The 13,461-nt window shown below is 69.3% G+C and carries 13 protein-coding genes; 8 read left to right on the forward strand and 5 right to left on the reverse strand.

Going from position 1 to position 13,461, the window contains the following annotated elements; translation table 11 throughout:
• Positions 1-291: 291 nt before the first annotated feature.
• Entirely contained in the window at positions 292-894 is a 603-nt protein-coding gene (locus tag AC1DK4_RS12945) for a response regulator (protein ID WP_441617142.1), read from the forward strand.
• A 132-nt stretch (positions 895-1,026) separates the two neighbouring features.
• Positions 1,027-1,470 carry a nucleoside deaminase gene (locus tag AC1DK4_RS12950; protein WP_441617141.1) on the forward strand — a complete coding sequence of 148 codons (444 nt, stop codon included), beginning with the start codon at positions 1,027-1,029 and terminating at the stop codon, positions 1,468-1,470.
• A gap of 378 nt (positions 1,471-1,848) precedes the next feature.
• On the opposite strand, the gene cynS is transcribed toward AC1DK4_RS12950, so the two are convergent.
• Positions 1,849-2,292 carry a cyanase gene (gene cynS / locus AC1DK4_RS12955; protein WP_441617139.1) on the reverse strand — a complete coding sequence of 148 codons (444 nt, stop codon included), beginning with the start codon at positions 2,290-2,292 and terminating at the stop codon, positions 1,849-1,851.
• Between the two features lie 30 nt (positions 2,293-2,322).
• The gene (locus tag AC1DK4_RS12960) at positions 2,323-2,448 is read right to left on the reverse strand and encodes a hypothetical protein (RefSeq protein ID WP_441617137.1); all 126 of its coding nucleotides are present in this window, start codon (positions 2,446-2,448) and stop codon (positions 2,323-2,325) included.
• A 475-nt stretch (positions 2,449-2,923) separates the two neighbouring features.
• Here AC1DK4_RS12960 and AC1DK4_RS12965 point away from each other — a divergent pair, with 475 nt between their 5' ends.
• From AC1DK4_RS12965 to AC1DK4_RS12990, 6 genes are all read left to right on the forward strand, one after another.
• Entirely contained in the window at positions 2,924-3,334 is a 411-nt protein-coding gene (locus tag AC1DK4_RS12965; RefSeq protein WP_477131568.1) for a hypothetical protein, read from the forward strand.
• 229 nt (positions 3,335-3,563) lie between these two features.
• Positions 3,564-4,988: a mannose-1-phosphate guanylyltransferase/mannose-6-phosphate isomerase gene (locus tag AC1DK4_RS12970; RefSeq protein ID WP_441617133.1), complete on the forward strand. Its 1,425-nt coding sequence runs from the start codon at positions 3,564-3,566 to the stop codon at positions 4,986-4,988.
• Complete coding sequence (gmd, locus tag AC1DK4_RS12975) at positions 4,975-6,183, forward strand: GDP-mannose 4,6-dehydratase (RefSeq protein ID WP_441617131.1); 1,209 nt, start codon at positions 4,975-4,977, stop codon at positions 6,181-6,183. The genes AC1DK4_RS12970 and gmd overlap by 14 nt, the downstream gene beginning before the upstream one ends.
• Positions 6,176-7,195 carry a GDP-L-fucose synthase family protein gene (locus tag AC1DK4_RS12980; RefSeq protein ID WP_441617129.1) on the forward strand — a complete coding sequence of 340 codons (1,020 nt, stop codon included), beginning with the start codon at positions 6,176-6,178 and terminating at the stop codon, positions 7,193-7,195. The genes gmd and AC1DK4_RS12980 overlap by 8 nt, the downstream gene beginning before the upstream one ends.
• 1 nt (position 7,196) lies before the next feature.
• Positions 7,197-8,261, forward strand: a complete 1,065-nt coding sequence (locus AC1DK4_RS12985; protein ID WP_441617127.1) for a glycosyltransferase — start codon at positions 7,197-7,199, stop codon at positions 8,259-8,261.
• A gap of 43 nt (positions 8,262-8,304) precedes the next feature.
• Positions 8,305-9,576 carry a WcaI family glycosyltransferase gene (locus AC1DK4_RS12990; RefSeq protein ID WP_477131569.1) on the forward strand — a complete coding sequence of 424 codons (1,272 nt, stop codon included), beginning with the start codon at positions 8,305-8,307 and terminating at the stop codon, positions 9,574-9,576.
• 45 nt (positions 9,577-9,621) lie between these two features.
• Here AC1DK4_RS12990 and AC1DK4_RS12995 read toward each other — a convergent pair whose 3' ends face one another.
• The 3 genes from AC1DK4_RS12995 to AC1DK4_RS13005 form a co-directional block, all read right to left on the reverse strand.
• The gene (locus tag AC1DK4_RS12995; RefSeq protein WP_441617123.1) at positions 9,622-10,818 is read right to left on the reverse strand and encodes a glycosyltransferase; all 1,197 of its coding nucleotides are present in this window, start codon (positions 10,816-10,818) and stop codon (positions 9,622-9,624) included.
• 67 nt (positions 10,819-10,885) lie between these two features.
• Complete coding sequence (locus AC1DK4_RS13000; RefSeq protein WP_441617121.1) at positions 10,886-12,226, reverse strand: hypothetical protein; 1,341 nt, start codon at positions 12,224-12,226, stop codon at positions 10,886-10,888.
• The coding region (locus AC1DK4_RS13005; protein ID WP_477131570.1) for a glycosyltransferase family 4 protein at positions 12,220-13,461 on the reverse strand (1,242 nt) is incomplete at its 5' end. The genes AC1DK4_RS13005 and AC1DK4_RS13000, both read right to left, overlap by 7 nt.

The following is a 13,461-nucleotide window of genomic DNA, read 5'->3' on the forward strand; positions in this document are numbered from 1 at the left end:
GCTGCCGCCCTTGGTCCTGCGGGCAGTCTCCTTGCGGCAAAGCTTCACAGTATGATCCATCCGGATGCGACGGCAAACGTGCCCCGGCATTGCGCGACAGGTCATGCGCCGCCGCCATGCCGATGCGCCGTGCAGCATATCGGCCGGGATATTAGTGATGCCTTATCATCGTTGCGCGTTTTTCTGGCATTAAGTTGCGCTTTCGCAGCTTTTCGAAGAATAATGAAAAAAATACGACATGCAACGCCGCAGATTCGCCCCCGGGTGTCCTGCGAGTGGTGAAGAGGCTCTATGACCGATCTGCGTTTTTATTCCACCAGGACCGCTGCCGAGATGCTTGGCGTTTCGCTGCGCACGGTCCAGTTGTGGGTCGAGAACGGCCGGCTGCCCGCCTGGAAGACCGACGGCGGACATCGCCGCATCCCGGCCGACGCGGTGGACCGCATGGTGGCGGAACAACGCCACCAGTCCGCGCCCGCGAGCCCGGCGGCCGCGCCGCCCGCAAGGCCATTTCGCGTGCTGCTGGTGGAAGATGACGAACACCTGCTGCAGATCTATCGCATGGCGCTCGATGCGCTCGATCCCCGGGTCGAGATCCTCGAAGCCACCAATGGCTACGACGGCCTGCTGCTGATCGGCAGCAGCAAACCCGACCTGGTCGTGCTGGACCTGATCATGCCCGGCATCGACGGCTTCCGCCTGTGCCGCACCATCGATGCGCAGCAGGAATTCGCCACCACCCGCATTGCCGTGGTCACCTCGCTGGACAAGCACGCGATCGCCGACCGCGGTGGCATCCCGCCGCATATCCGGGTGTTCTCCAAGCCGATCCCGATGTCGGTGCTGCAGTCGCTGGTGGTGACCCTGCAGGTCAGCCCTGGCGCGCCGGCGTAGGGCAGGCGCCGGCACAATTCAGCGCGGGTATTGTATATCGTTTTTTTCATATGTCATCTGAAATGTATTTCACATTTGCGCGTGCCATGGCCGGCGGCCGGCATCGTCCGCCCGGCCTCCAGGAGCTAGCCCATGTCCGCCCATGAACGATATCTGGCCGAAGCAGTGCGCCTGGCGCAGGCCAACCGGGCGCGCGGCGGCAGGCCGTTCGGCGCGCTGCTGGCGCTGGACGGCGTGGTGATCGCCACCGGCGTCAACGACATCGTGCACAGCCACGACCCCACCACCCATGCGGAAATGGAAGCCATCCGCGCGGCCTGCCGCAAGCTGGGCCGGCCAGGCCTGCAGGGGGCGGTGGTCTACGCCAGCGGCCATCCGTGCCCGATGTGCCTGGCCGCGTTGACGATGACGGGCGTTGCCGAGGTCTATTACGCCTTCGACAATGCCGATGCCGCGCCGTACGGGCTGTCGAGCGAGGCCAGCTACGCAGCGCTGCGGCTGTCGCTGGCACCGCCCCCGCTGCCGCTGACGCGGCTGCACGTGGGCATCACGGCGGCCGAGCTGTACGGGGCCTGAAGCGGGGCCTGAAGCGGGCTCCGAGCGCGGCGCGCAGCGCTCCCGAAACCAGGGGCGTACCCGTTTCTGCGTGCGTGTCCGGGGCCATTGCGTACCCGTTTCTGCGTGGCATTCCTGGGGCATGCATTTAGCCCCGCAGGCGTGATCTGCCGCCTCGCGCGAGCGAAGTCCGGGGCGATATCACCGCGCAGACAGCGCCGCCAAGCCTGCGGGCAGGCCCGACCGGCAAGGAACACCGGCTCGCCACCGTCGATGGCCCCTGGAACCTGGCCCTGGCCCTGCCCCGGCCTCCGCTCCATCTCCCGGCCGGGCCAGGAGCGTACCCGTTTCTGCGGCGTACCCGTTTCTGCGCGAAAGGCGCGGTCGCTGGCCACGCGCTCAGTAGGTCTTGTAGGGCAGGAACTTGCCGGACATCTCGATGCGCACGCGGTCGCCGTTCGGGTCGGACTCGCGCTGGAGGTCCATGCGGAAATCGATGGCGCTCATGATGCCGTCGCCGAATTCCTCGTGGATCAGCGCCTTGAAGGTGCTGCCGTATACGCTGATCAGCTCGTAGAAACGGTAGACCAGCGGGTCGGTCGGCACGGCCGTCGGCAAGGAGCCCTTGTACGGCACGGTGCGCAGCCAGGGCTCGGCCCCGGGCGGCAGGCCGAAGATCTCCATCACCGCCTGCGCGCCCTGCGCGTCGAAGGCCATCTGGCCCAGGCAGGCGGCGGTCGTCCACTCTTTGCTCTTGCCGACCTTCTCGGCCACGTCGGCCCAGCGAATGCCCTTGGTGACCTTGGCTTCGATGATCAGGTCGGTTACGTCGCTACGGTTCATGTCGTGCCCCTCGTGTTGTGTTGGATGGCGTCAGGGCAGCCCGCCCGGCCCGGCGCTGGCGGCAATGCGGGCGCTGTCGTAGCGCGCAAGCGCGGCGAACGAGGTGGCACCCGGCACCAGGGCCTGCAGCACCAGTACGACAAGGAGGATAGGCATTGGCGTTCTCCCGTGACGAATCGCGAAGCGCAAGGTTCATGCCATTCGGCGGCACGGCGCGCAAGGCGCCGGCGCACTGCCGCAGGGAACGACGACGGCAGGCGCGCACCCGCCGCCCGCCGTTGCGCCCTCAAGCGGTGCAGCACGGCCGGCACGGATGGCGAAAGGCAGCGCGCAGGCGCCGCCGCACGCGCAAAACTTTGCGCGAATTATTTCCGATGTAACGCCACATTACGCCGGTGCGCCTGTTTTTGCCCGCCTTGCAGCTGGCGGACGAGGTGCACTGCAATGCCCGCGCGCCCAATGCCGGCAAGGCCTGGCAACCTCCGTCAGGACGCGCGCCGGAGCGTGTCGCGCGCAGCGCCCGGGGCCGCGCAAATGTGAACTCGGCTTACAACTGCAAGCACACCGGCGCCAGGCCGCTGGCTACAGTGGAGCCATGTTCAACGCGAAGCCAGTCACGGAGTCCCCAAACATGAAACGCGCCATTTCCCTGGTTGTCCTGCTCTCCACCGCGGCGGCGCTGCTGTCCGCCTGCATCGTGGTGCCGCCGCGCGGCGGCCCGCCCCCCAACCGCACCCACACTCTCGCTGCCGGCGCCGCCCTTGGCATCATCTCGCCGGCCCAGGCCCAGGCCTATCCCCCGGGCTACCACGGCGCGCCGCCCCAGGTACGCTCCGCGCCGCCGCCGCCGCGCTACGAGCCGCGCCCGGCAGCCCGGCCAGGCCAGGCCTGGATGCCCGGCCACTGGGTCGCCAGCGGCGACCGCTACGACTGGCGGGGCGGCTACTGGGGGCATGCCCGCCCGGGCCAGCGTTATGTGCCCGAGCGCTGGGTACAGGGTCCGCGCGGCTGGGTGATGCGGCCCGGCTACTGGGCCCGCTGACAGGCAGTCGCGCCGACGCGCGCGTAGCACCACACGTCCCCGCCGCGGCGGGGACGATGCATTTCTCCCCGCCCCCTCCGCCCCCTCCGCTGCACCGGCGCCGCCAGGCCGCCAGCGTGTGTGTGCTAGCAAACAGTCCCTCCCACGGGTGCGGCATACAGTTTCCTCACTACGCGTCACGCGGCCCGCCCCGCGCGCCAGGCCTCGTGCTGCGTGAAGGAGCTGTACCATGCCTGACGACAACCGGATCGTACCCGTCATCCTCTGCGGCGGCGCGGGCTCACGACTGTGGCCGCTTTCCCGCGACGGCTATCCCAAGCAATTCCTGCGTCTGCTGGGGCGCGACTCGCTGCTGCAGGACACCCTGCTGCGCCTGCGCGAGATCCCCGGTGCCCAGGCGCCCATCCTGGTCAGCAACGAAGCGCACCGCTTCGTGGTGGCAGAGCAGGCGCGCGAAGCCGGCTGCGAGCTGTCCGCCATCATGCTCGAGCCGCACCCGCGCAACACCGCGCCGGCCACGGCCGTGGCCGCACTGCATGCCCGCGGCGACGGCACCGATCCGGTACTGCTGGTACTGCCCTCGGACCATCTGATCCGCGACCGCGCCGCCTTCGCCAGGACCGTATGCGCGGCCAGCTCGGTGGCCGCCGCCGGCGTGGTGGTCACGCTGGGCGTGGTGCCCACCTTCCCCGCCACCGGCTATGGCTACATCAAGGCCATCCCCAGCAATGCCGCGGCGCTGCTCTCGGTCACGCGCTTCGTCGAGAAGCCTTCGCTGGAAGTCGCCACGGCCTACCTGCAGGAAGGCAACTGTTTCTGGAACAGCGGCATCTTCCTGTTCCGCGCCTCGGCCTATCTCGCCGCACTGGAAGCGTTCGCGCCGGACATCCTGCTGGCCGCGCAAGAGGCCATGGTGCGCGGTCACCGCGACCTGGACTTCTTCCGCCTCGACACCGATTCGTTCGCCGCCTGCCGCTCGGACTCCATCGACTATGCCGTGATGGAGCACGTGCGCGACGCGCAGATGGCGCCGCTGTCGGCCGACTGGAGCGATGTCGGCTCCTGGGACGCGGTATGGAAGGCCGCCGAGAAGACGGCCGATGGCAACGTGGCGATCGGCGACGTGGTCACCCACCACGCGCGGGGCTGCCTGGTACACGCCTCGCACCGCCTGGTGACGGTGGCCGGGCTGGACGACGTGATGGTGGTGGAGACGCCGGACGTAGTGCTGGTGGTGCACAAGGACCATTGCCAGGACGTCAGGCAACTGGTGGAAATGGTGCGCAAGCAGGGCCGCCCCGAAGCGACCCAGCACCGCCAGGTGTACCGGCCATGGGGATCGTATGACGCGGTGGACCACGGCGCGCGCTACCAGGTCAAGCGCATCTCGGTCAAACCGGGTGCCAAGCTGTCGCTGCAGATGCACCACCACCGCGCCGAACACTGGGTGGTGGTATCGGGCACGGCGCGGGTGCGGCGCGGCGACGTGGAGTACCTGCTGACCGAAGACCAGTCCACCTACATCCCGATCGGCGAGACGCACAGCCTCGAAAACCCCGGCAGGATCCCGCTCGAGCTGATCGAGATCCAGTCCGGTTCCTACCTCGGCGAAGACGACATCATCCGGATGGCAGACATCTATGGGCGTACATGAACTCGAACCCCTCGGCCGGCTCACCGCGGGCGAGTTGCGGCCCGATGCCGGCAGCGTAGCGCCGCAGCGCACGCGGCGCGCGCTGATCACCGGCATCACCGGCCAGGACGGCGCCTACCTGTGCGAGCTGCTGCTGGCCAAGGGCTACGAAGTGCACGGCATCAAGCGCCGCAGCTCGCTGTTCAACACCGAGCGCATCGACCATCTCTACCAGGATCCGCAGGCGCCCAGGCGCAGCCTGATCCTGCACCACGGCGACATGACCGACACCGCCAGCCTGGTGCGCGTGGTGCAGCAGTCGCAGCCCGACGAGATCTACAACCTCGCCGCGCAGAGCCACGTGCAGGTGTCGTTCGAAGAGCCCGAATACACGGCGAACACCGATGCGCTGGGTACGCTGCGCCTGCTCGAGGCGGTGCGCATCCTCGGGCTGGAAAAGCAGGCGCGCTTCTACCAGGCTTCGACCTCCGAGCTGTACGGCCTGGTGCGGGCGATCCCGCAGAATGAAGCCACGCCGTTCTATCCGCGCAGCCCCTACGCAGCCGCCAAGCTTTACGCCTACTGGATCACGGTGAACTACCGCGAGGCCTACGGCATGTATGCCTGCAACGGCATCCTGTTCAACCATGAAAGCCCGGTGCGCGGCGAGACCTTCGTCACGCGCAAGATCACGCGCGCCATCGCGCGCATCGCGCTGGGCCTGCAGGACACGCTCTATCTCGGCAACCTGTCCGCGCTGCGCGACTGGGGCCATGCGCGCGACTATGTGGAAATGCAGTGGCTGATGCTGCAGCAGGCCAGGCCCGAGGACTATGTGATCGCCAGCGGCGAGCAGCACAGCGTGCGCGAGTTCGTGCAGCGCGCGGCGGCCGAGCTTGGCATCGCGGTGCGCTTCGAGGGCGAAGGCACCGGCGAGACCGGCGTGGTCGCGGGCATCGACAGCAGCGCGGGCCCGGTGGCGGCGCGCTGCAAGGTGGGCGACGTGATCGTGCGCGTGGATCCGCGCTACTTCCGCCCGACCGAAGTCGAGACATTGCTCGGCGACGCCAGCAAGGCGCGCGAGCAGCTCGGCTGGGCGCCGAGCACCAGCTTTTCCGCGCTGGTGCGCGAGATGGTGGAGGCCGACTTCGCCGCCGCGCGCCGCGATGCCTTCGTCAAGCTGGCGGGCTTCCGGGCCTACGACCATCATGAATGACCTCGACGGCGCTCAGCGCAGCCCCGCGTCGCCGCGCCGCGTCTTCGTGGCGGGACACCGCGGCATGGTCGGCTCGGCCATCGTGCGCGCATTGCAGGCGCGCGGACAAGCCGAGATCATCACGCGCGCGCATGCCGGGCTCGACCTGGCCGATCAGCAGCAGGTACGCCACTTCTTCGCCACCGAGGCGATCGACGAAATCTACCTGGCAGCCGCCCGGGTCGGCGGCATTCATGCCAACCACACCTATCCAGCCGAGTTCATCCGGCAGAACCTGATGATCGCGACCAACGTCATCCACGAAGCCTGGCGCGCGGGCGTGACACGGCTGCTGTTCCTCGGCTCGAGCTGCATCTACCCGAAATTCGCACCGCAGCCCATCGGCGAAGCCGCGCTGCTGACCGGTCCCCTCGAGCCCACCAACGCGCCCTACGCGCTGGCCAAGATCGCCGGCATCGCGCTGTGCGAGAGCTACAACCGCCAGTACGGCACCGACTACCGCTGCGTGATGCCGACCAACCTGTACGGTCCCGGCGACAACTACCACCCTGACAACAGCCACGTGATACCGGGCCTGCTGCGGCGCTTCCACGAGGCCGGCATGGCGCACGCGCAGTGCGTGCCGGTGTGGGGCAGCGGCGCGCCGTTGCGCGAGTTCCTCTACGCCGACGACCTCGCCGCGGCCTGCCTGCACGTGATGGCCCTGCCGCCGCACGCATACCGCCAGACGGCGCCGGCCGGCTTCCTCAACGTGGGCAGCAGCGAGGAAGTGAGCATCCGCGAGCTGGCGGGACTGGTGGCGCAGACCGTGGGCTTTCGCGGCGACATCGTCTTCGACAGCCGCAAGCCCGACGGCACGCCGCGCAAGCGGCTCGACTGCACGGCGCTCGGCGCCACCGGCTGGCAGCCGGCCGTGGCACTGCGCGACGGCCTGCGGCTGGCTTACCTGGATGCACTGAAAAGCGGATGCCTGGCGCATGGCAGCGCCCCGGCACAACGCATGGAGGCCTGACATGAAGCCGTTGTTTCGCAATCTCGGCAAGCCGGCCCGCCCGCACACCGGCGCGGTGGCCACGCCTGCGGCCGCACCCGCCGGCAGCCTGTGGCCGGGGCAGATCGTCTTCCCCGCCGGGGCCGCGGGCGCCGGCCTGTGGCGGCGCTGCGTGCAGCAGGTACGCGCCATCGCGCTCAGTCCCGGCGCGCTGGTGATCCTGGCCGGCCAGACCCGGCTGGAAAACTGGACCATGCTGCTGGCCAGCATGGCGATGCAGCGGCGCCGCGCCGCCTTCTTCCACGGCGCGGCCTTCGCCGCCATGCCAGGGCCCCTGGGCGCGTTTGCCGATGCGATACTGCTGCGCCATTGCCACGGCGTGTTCGTCGGTACCGACCGCGGCTGCGCGCGCGCCATCGCCGCCGACGTGCCGCCGCGCAATATCTTTGCGTGTCGCCCGCCGGCGGTGCTGCCGGAGGACTTCGATGCCGCCGCCGAACTGCGCGCGCGCGCCGAGCAGGCGCCATCGCAGCACGCGCCGCACTATCTCCATGTGGGCACCCTCGACGATGACGCCGGCCTGGGGCTGCTGCTGCGCGCCTTCGCGGCGACACGCCGGCAATGGCCAGCCGCCACGCTGTCGCTGGTCGGCACGGGACACGGCTATGGCCGCTTGCGGGCCGCGGCAGACACGCTGCGGCTAGGCACTTCCGTGCGCTTCCTGGGCACCATGGCGCCGCCCGATATTGCCGTCGAATACCGCAAGGCGAGCTGCCTGGTGCTGCCCCACGCATGCCAGCGCTGGCACCCGCTGGTCCGCGAGGCATTGAGCTACGGCTGCCCGGTGGTGGTGAGCGTAAACAATGACGACGCCGGCGAGCTGCTGCGCGACGGCGTCACCGGCCTCTACTTCAAGCCCGGCGATGCGGGCTCGCTGGCCAGCCGCCTGGCGCAGGTGCCGGTGCACTTCGGCGATGCCGCGGCCACCGGCGCGCGCTGCCAGGCGGCCGCGCTGGCGCACTCGGCCGGCGACGCGGGCCGCGCCATCGCCGCCGGCTGCGTGCGGATCATGGCCGCGACGGGCTGAGCGCCCGCCGCCATCGCCTCGGCGCCACCGGAGCTGTGCGCTCATGAAGATACTGATGTACTGCCTCAACTACGCGCCCGAGCTGACCGGCATCGGCRAGTACACCTGCGAGCAGGCGGAGTGGCTGGCCGCGCGCGGCCACGAGGTGCGCGTCATCACCGCGCCGCCGTACTACCCCGCCTGGCGCGTGGGGGATGGCTACCGCGCGTGGCAGTACCGCCGCGAGCGCCGCCACTGGGTAGAGCTCTGGCGTGCCCCGCTGTGGGTGCCGTGCCGCCCCGGCGGCATCACGCGGCTGCTGCACCTGGCCAGCTTCGCCGTGTCGAGCCTGCCCGCCCTGATGCTGCAATTGCGCTGGCGCCCGGACGTGCTGTTCGTGGTGGAGCCGCCGCTGATGTGCGCGCCGGCCGCGCTGCTGTTCGCGCGCTGGAGCGGCTGCCGCAGCTGGCTCCATGTGCAGGACTACGAGGTCGATGCCGCCTTCGCGCTGGGGCTGCTGCGCCAGCCATGGCTACGCCGCCTGGCGCAGCGCGTGGAGCAGCGGCTGATGGCGCGCTTCGACCGGGTCTCGTCGATCTCCCAGGCCATGGTCTCGCTCGCGCGCGACAAGGGCGCCGGGGCCCGCCGCGCGGCGTTGCTGCCCAACTGGGTCAACCTGCGCGAGATCGGGGCCGGCAGCATCGCCAGCGCCACGCTGGCGCGCCGCGCGCTCGATGTGCCCGCCGATGCCGTGCTGGCCCTCTACTCCGGCAATATGGGCGCCAAGCAGGGACTCGAGATCATGGCCGAAGCGGCGCGCCTGCTGAAGGACCACGACAGGCTGCATTTCATCTTCTGCGGCGACGGCGCCGGACGCGCCGCGCTGCAAGACGCATGCGCCGGGCTGCCGCGCGTGCGCTTCCTGCCCTTGCAGCCCGCCGAGATGTTTGCCTCGCTGCTGGCGGCCGCCGACATCCACCTGCTGCCGCAGCGCGCCGGTGCCGCCGACCTGGTGATGCCGTCTAAGCTGACTGGCATGCTGGCCAGCGCGCGGCCCGTGGTCGCTACCGCGGCGCCCGGCACAGAGCTTGGCCGCGTGGTCGCGCAGTGTGGCGTGCTGGTGCCTCCCGGCGATGCAGCGGCCCTGGCCGGCGCCATCGATTCACTGGCGGCCCAGCCTGCCTTGCGCGCGCATCTGGGCGCCGCCGGCCGCCGCTGGGCGGAGCGGCACCTGGATCGCGAGATGGTGCTGGGCGCGCTGGAAAACGCGCTGTTCGCCCTGGCCAGGCCGCAGCCCGAGGGGACTGCCGCAACCGCCGGCCTGGGCGGGGAATAGCACGGAACGCGCGCGGCCCGCGGCGGGCGCGCATGGGGGGCGCGTTCAGGCATCGACCGATTCGCGCCCTTCCACCGACACCGCGGCCAGCACGCCCTGGTAAATGCTCTCGTACTGATCGAGCGCCTTGTCCGCCGAGAAGAGCTTCGCCCAGGCAATGGAGCGCGCGGCAATCTCGGCACGCCGCTGGGCGGGCCAGGCGAGCATGCCGGCCAGTACGTGCGCCGCGCGCTGCGCCCAGCCTTCCATGTCGCCCTCCGCCAGCGGCTCCACCAGCTGCACCAGGCCGCCGCCGATCTCCGTCATGGGTGCGCGGTTGGTGGTCAGCACCGGCGCACCGCAGGCCATGGCTTCGATGATGGGCCAGCCAAAGCCCTCCTCGAGGCTGGGGAACAGCATCACCGCGGCCAGCGAGTAAGCCGCCTGCACGGCTTCCGTCGGCAAGCCGGTGAGGAAGCGCACGCTGCCACCAAGCCCTGCGGCGCGCGCGGCTTCGGCGCGCATCTCCGCGGTAGGATCGCCGCCGATCATCCACAAGGCGAGCGGAGATGTCCGGCATTTCCGGCAATAGGCAAGGTAGAGCGCGAGCACGCCCTCGCGGTTCTTGTACCACTGGTTGCCGCCGATATGCACCAGCATGCCTTGCGCGTCGGCCGCCACGCCCGCGCGTTGCAGGCACGCCAGGGCCTGCGTGGTGCCGACCCGCCGGAACGGATAGTTCATGCCGTTGTACACCACCCAGGCCGCTTCGGGCGGACAGGGATGCAGCCGCCGCAGGTCGCGCATGGTCTTGTTGGAGACCGTGACGAAGGCCTTGGCCTGGGTCAGGCCCCAGCGGATCAATTGCTGGTAGGTGCGCCCGCTGCGCGACAGGCCATGCTCGGGAAACTCTCCCGCAAGCGTGCGCAGGGCAATGAAATCGTGGCAATGCACCACGTGCGGGCGGTTGCGCAGCAACGGCATCCAGATCCCGAGCGCATGGTCGGCCAGCACCAGGAGCACATCCTTGTCCACCCGGCGCAGGCGCCACAGCGCCACCATCGGGAACAGGATGTACTGGTCGATATAGCCCAGCCACTTGGACAGGCCTTCGCGCGCGGGCAGGCGGCACATCACGGCCGCCGGCCTCCACAGTTCGGCCTGGTGGCCGCGCGCGCGCATGCCTTCCACGATCATCGCGGCGAAGCGGTCCATGCTGTGACTGCCGAAGAAGGAAGGGTGACCCAACAGGATGATTTTCATGGAGGTGCGATGGTGTGCGACGTGGCCGCCGCTGATTGATCTTGATTTGCCTGCGCTGCTTTCGGCCTCATCCGGTGCGCGAGAGGTGGTCGGTCGCCTGCCGCGTGACGGCCAGCGTGATGCCGGCGAATACGAAGCCGAGCGCGTTGGCCGTCATCTGGCCGACCAGCGGCCATGCGGTCAGCCCGAAGATGGCGATGGTCCACATCAGGATGAGAAAGGTGTCGCCGGTGCGCCTGGCCACGCGGATGGCGCAGCGCATGCCGTTGAACAGGATGAGCACCTTCAGTGCGAGGCTGAGATAGCCGACCAGCCCCATCTCGCCGATGACGCGTCCGGTCTCGGTCTCGCTGATGATGAACAGCAGGCCAGTCTGCAGGAAATAGTTGGCGAGATTGCTGCCCAGCCCCAGCCCGCTGCCCAGCAGGCTCTGCTCGAGGGACACATCGTTGACGCCGAAGAACATCGATTCCAGGCGCGAGCCCAGGTCCTCCTGCTCGGCGGCAGAGCTGAAGCGCTCGAGGGTCGCATCCACGGCCGAACTGACGAATACCAGGATCACCATGCTCATGAGAATGGAGACCACGCCCCACGCCATGGCCGCGCCGCGGCGCTTGCCCTTGCCGAAGACCAGGTTTGACAGCAACGCCACCCCGAAGATGATCGGGAGCAGCAGCACGGCCGCGCGCGACCCACTGACCAGCGAGGCAAGGAAGAGGCAACCCACGATCACCAGCCCGCGCAGCTTGCCCCACACGCCGGGCTTGGGCGCGCCGAACACCGCGCCCAGCGCGATGGGACTGATGATCGCCAGGAACACGGTATAGCCCATGGTGAAGGAGAAGGTGCCCGTGGTCCGCACCACGTCGCCGGTGACGCGGAAGACCAGGTCGGGATCCCCTTCGATCTGCCGGTTCAGGAAGTGGTCGGGCGGCAGGAAATGCTGCACCAGGGCCAGCGGCGTCATGATGAGCAGCATGCCGATCGACACCTTGTAGATCGCGACGAGATCCTGGTCCTCCAGCAGTTCGGCGGCGGCGTAGGCGAACCACAGATAGAGCAGCCAGAAGCGCAGCCCGACCAGGAAGATGGGCCATGAGTTGAGGCCGGCGACAAGCTGAAGCATTCCCCAGAAGCACACCAGGGCCGACCACCACAGCAGCAACCGCACGGTGCGGCGTGCCGGCGTGAATCCCGCATGGCGCATGGCGTGATAGAGGCCGTAGATCACCAGCAGGTCGCGCAACAGGATCAGCGGCGTGGTCAGGGAGTCCGACACCCACTTGCGCGCCGCGCCTTCGAGCACGGCGGTCACGAACACCAGGATGAAGACACGGCCGAATACCGAGACATGCTTGCGCGCGGCTGCCGGCCTCGGAACGCGGAGGGCGATGCGTTGTGTCAGCATAGCGCGGCCACCGTTTCCGCCGCGGTGTGGCGGTACCTCTTCCAGGTGAACGTGCTGCCCGCCGCGGCGGCATGCACCCTGGCTTGCGCCAGCAGATCCCGGTGGTTCGCCAGTTCCAGCATGCGCTCGTACAGGGGCTCCTGGCCGACCGGAACGACCCAGCCGGAACCCGGGAACTGCTCGATGATCTCCTTGGCCCCGACCCGATCGGTCACCAGCGCGGGCGTGCCGCACGCCAGCGCCTCCGCGACCACCATGCCGAAGGAGTCGAAGCGCGACGGCAGCACGAAGCAATCCGCGTCGGCGAACACCTGGAACAGCGCGCCCTGCGGCAGCGAGCCCAGGCAGGTCACGCCCGGTGTCTGCGCGATGGCCGCGCCGAGTTCCGCATCATCGATGCCGCCGACCATCACCAGCTCCGCGTCCGCATGGATGCGGCGCAGCCTGGCGAAAGCCTGCAGCAGCAGATCGACAGCCTTGCGCCTGGTCACGCCGCCGGCAAACACGAAGCGCAAGGCGCCATCCGCACGGCGGCGCACGACGTCGCCCGGCAGGCTGGCACCCAGCAGGATCGGGCGCAGCTTGCCCGCCGGCACGCCCGCATCGACATAGGACTGCGCGGCAAAGGCCGAACAGGTGATGATCACATCGGCCAGTTCGATCTCGCGGTCCTTGTTCGCATTGATCTGCTGCAGATAGGCCGTATCCAGGGTTGGCAGCATCTGCTCGGCCGCGCGATGGTGCACGGAAGGCGCCTCCAGCACGCAGCGCGCGCCGATGCGCCTGGCCGCCGCGAAGGTCTTGCCGGCGGAGTTTTCGTAGGCCACCACCACATCGGGCCTGATCGCCCGGACGTGCGACGCCACCCACTGGTCGAACAGGTGGAATATCCGGTGGGCATAGGCTGACGAAGAGCGGCCTGTGTAGAGCTTGAGCCCGACCTTCAGCACGCCGGCAAAGAGGACCGGGTGGCGACGCAATGCGCGCGGTATGTCCACCTCCCGCATCTTGGCGCCGTACCTGGCAGGCAGCCACCAGGGCGCCGCCTCGCCCGGCGCGCGCACCGGCACGCCGGACCAGTATTGCTTGAGCATGTCGCGCTCGTACAGGGCCTGCGCCATCTGGTGCGAGTGCTGCAGGCCGGGATGGGTGACCAGGGCCTTCATGCTTCGCTCCCGCGCGGCGCGGCGGCGAGCCGCGGGTTGCCGTGCGCCGGCGCGGGGCCGGCGCCGGGC

This window comes from Cupriavidus sp. 05N38 (genome assembly GCF_056397345.1).

Bases quoted from the DNA above. Each gene is read 5' to 3' on its own strand.
- AC1DK4_RS12945 (WP_441617142.1), top strand. From the start codon at position 292: ATGACCGATCTGCGTTTTTATTCCACCAGGACCGCTGCCGAGATGCTT.
- AC1DK4_RS12950 (WP_441617141.1), top strand. From the start codon at position 1,027: ATGTCCGCCCATGAACGATATCTGGCCGAAGCAGTGCGCCTGGCGCAG.
- cynS (WP_441617139.1), bottom strand. From the start codon at position 2,292: ATGAACCGTAGCGACGTAACCGACCTGATCATCGAAGCCAAGGTCACC.
- AC1DK4_RS12960 (WP_441617137.1), bottom strand. From the start codon at position 2,448: ATGCCTATCCTCCTTGTCGTACTGGTGCTGCAGGCCCTGGTGCCGGGT.
- AC1DK4_RS12965 (WP_477131568.1), top strand. From the start codon at position 2,924: ATGAAACGCGCCATTTCCCTGGTTGTCCTGCTCTCCACCGCGGCGGCG.
- AC1DK4_RS12970 (WP_441617133.1), top strand. From the start codon at position 3,564: ATGCCTGACGACAACCGGATCGTACCCGTCATCCTCTGCGGCGGCGCG.
- gmd (WP_441617131.1), top strand. From the start codon at position 4,975: ATGGGCGTACATGAACTCGAACCCCTCGGCCGGCTCACCGCGGGCGAG.
- AC1DK4_RS12980 (WP_441617129.1), top strand. From the start codon at position 6,176: ATGAATGACCTCGACGGCGCTCAGCGCAGCCCCGCGTCGCCGCGCCGC.
- AC1DK4_RS12985 (WP_441617127.1), top strand. From the start codon at position 7,197: ATGAAGCCGTTGTTTCGCAATCTCGGCAAGCCGGCCCGCCCGCACACC.
- AC1DK4_RS12995 (WP_441617123.1), bottom strand. From the start codon at position 10,818: ATGAAAATCATCCTGTTGGGTCACCCTTCCTTCTTCGGCAGTCACAGC.
- AC1DK4_RS13000 (WP_441617121.1), bottom strand. From the start codon at position 12,226: ATGCTGACACAACGCATCGCCCTCCGCGTTCCGAGGCCGGCAGCCGCG.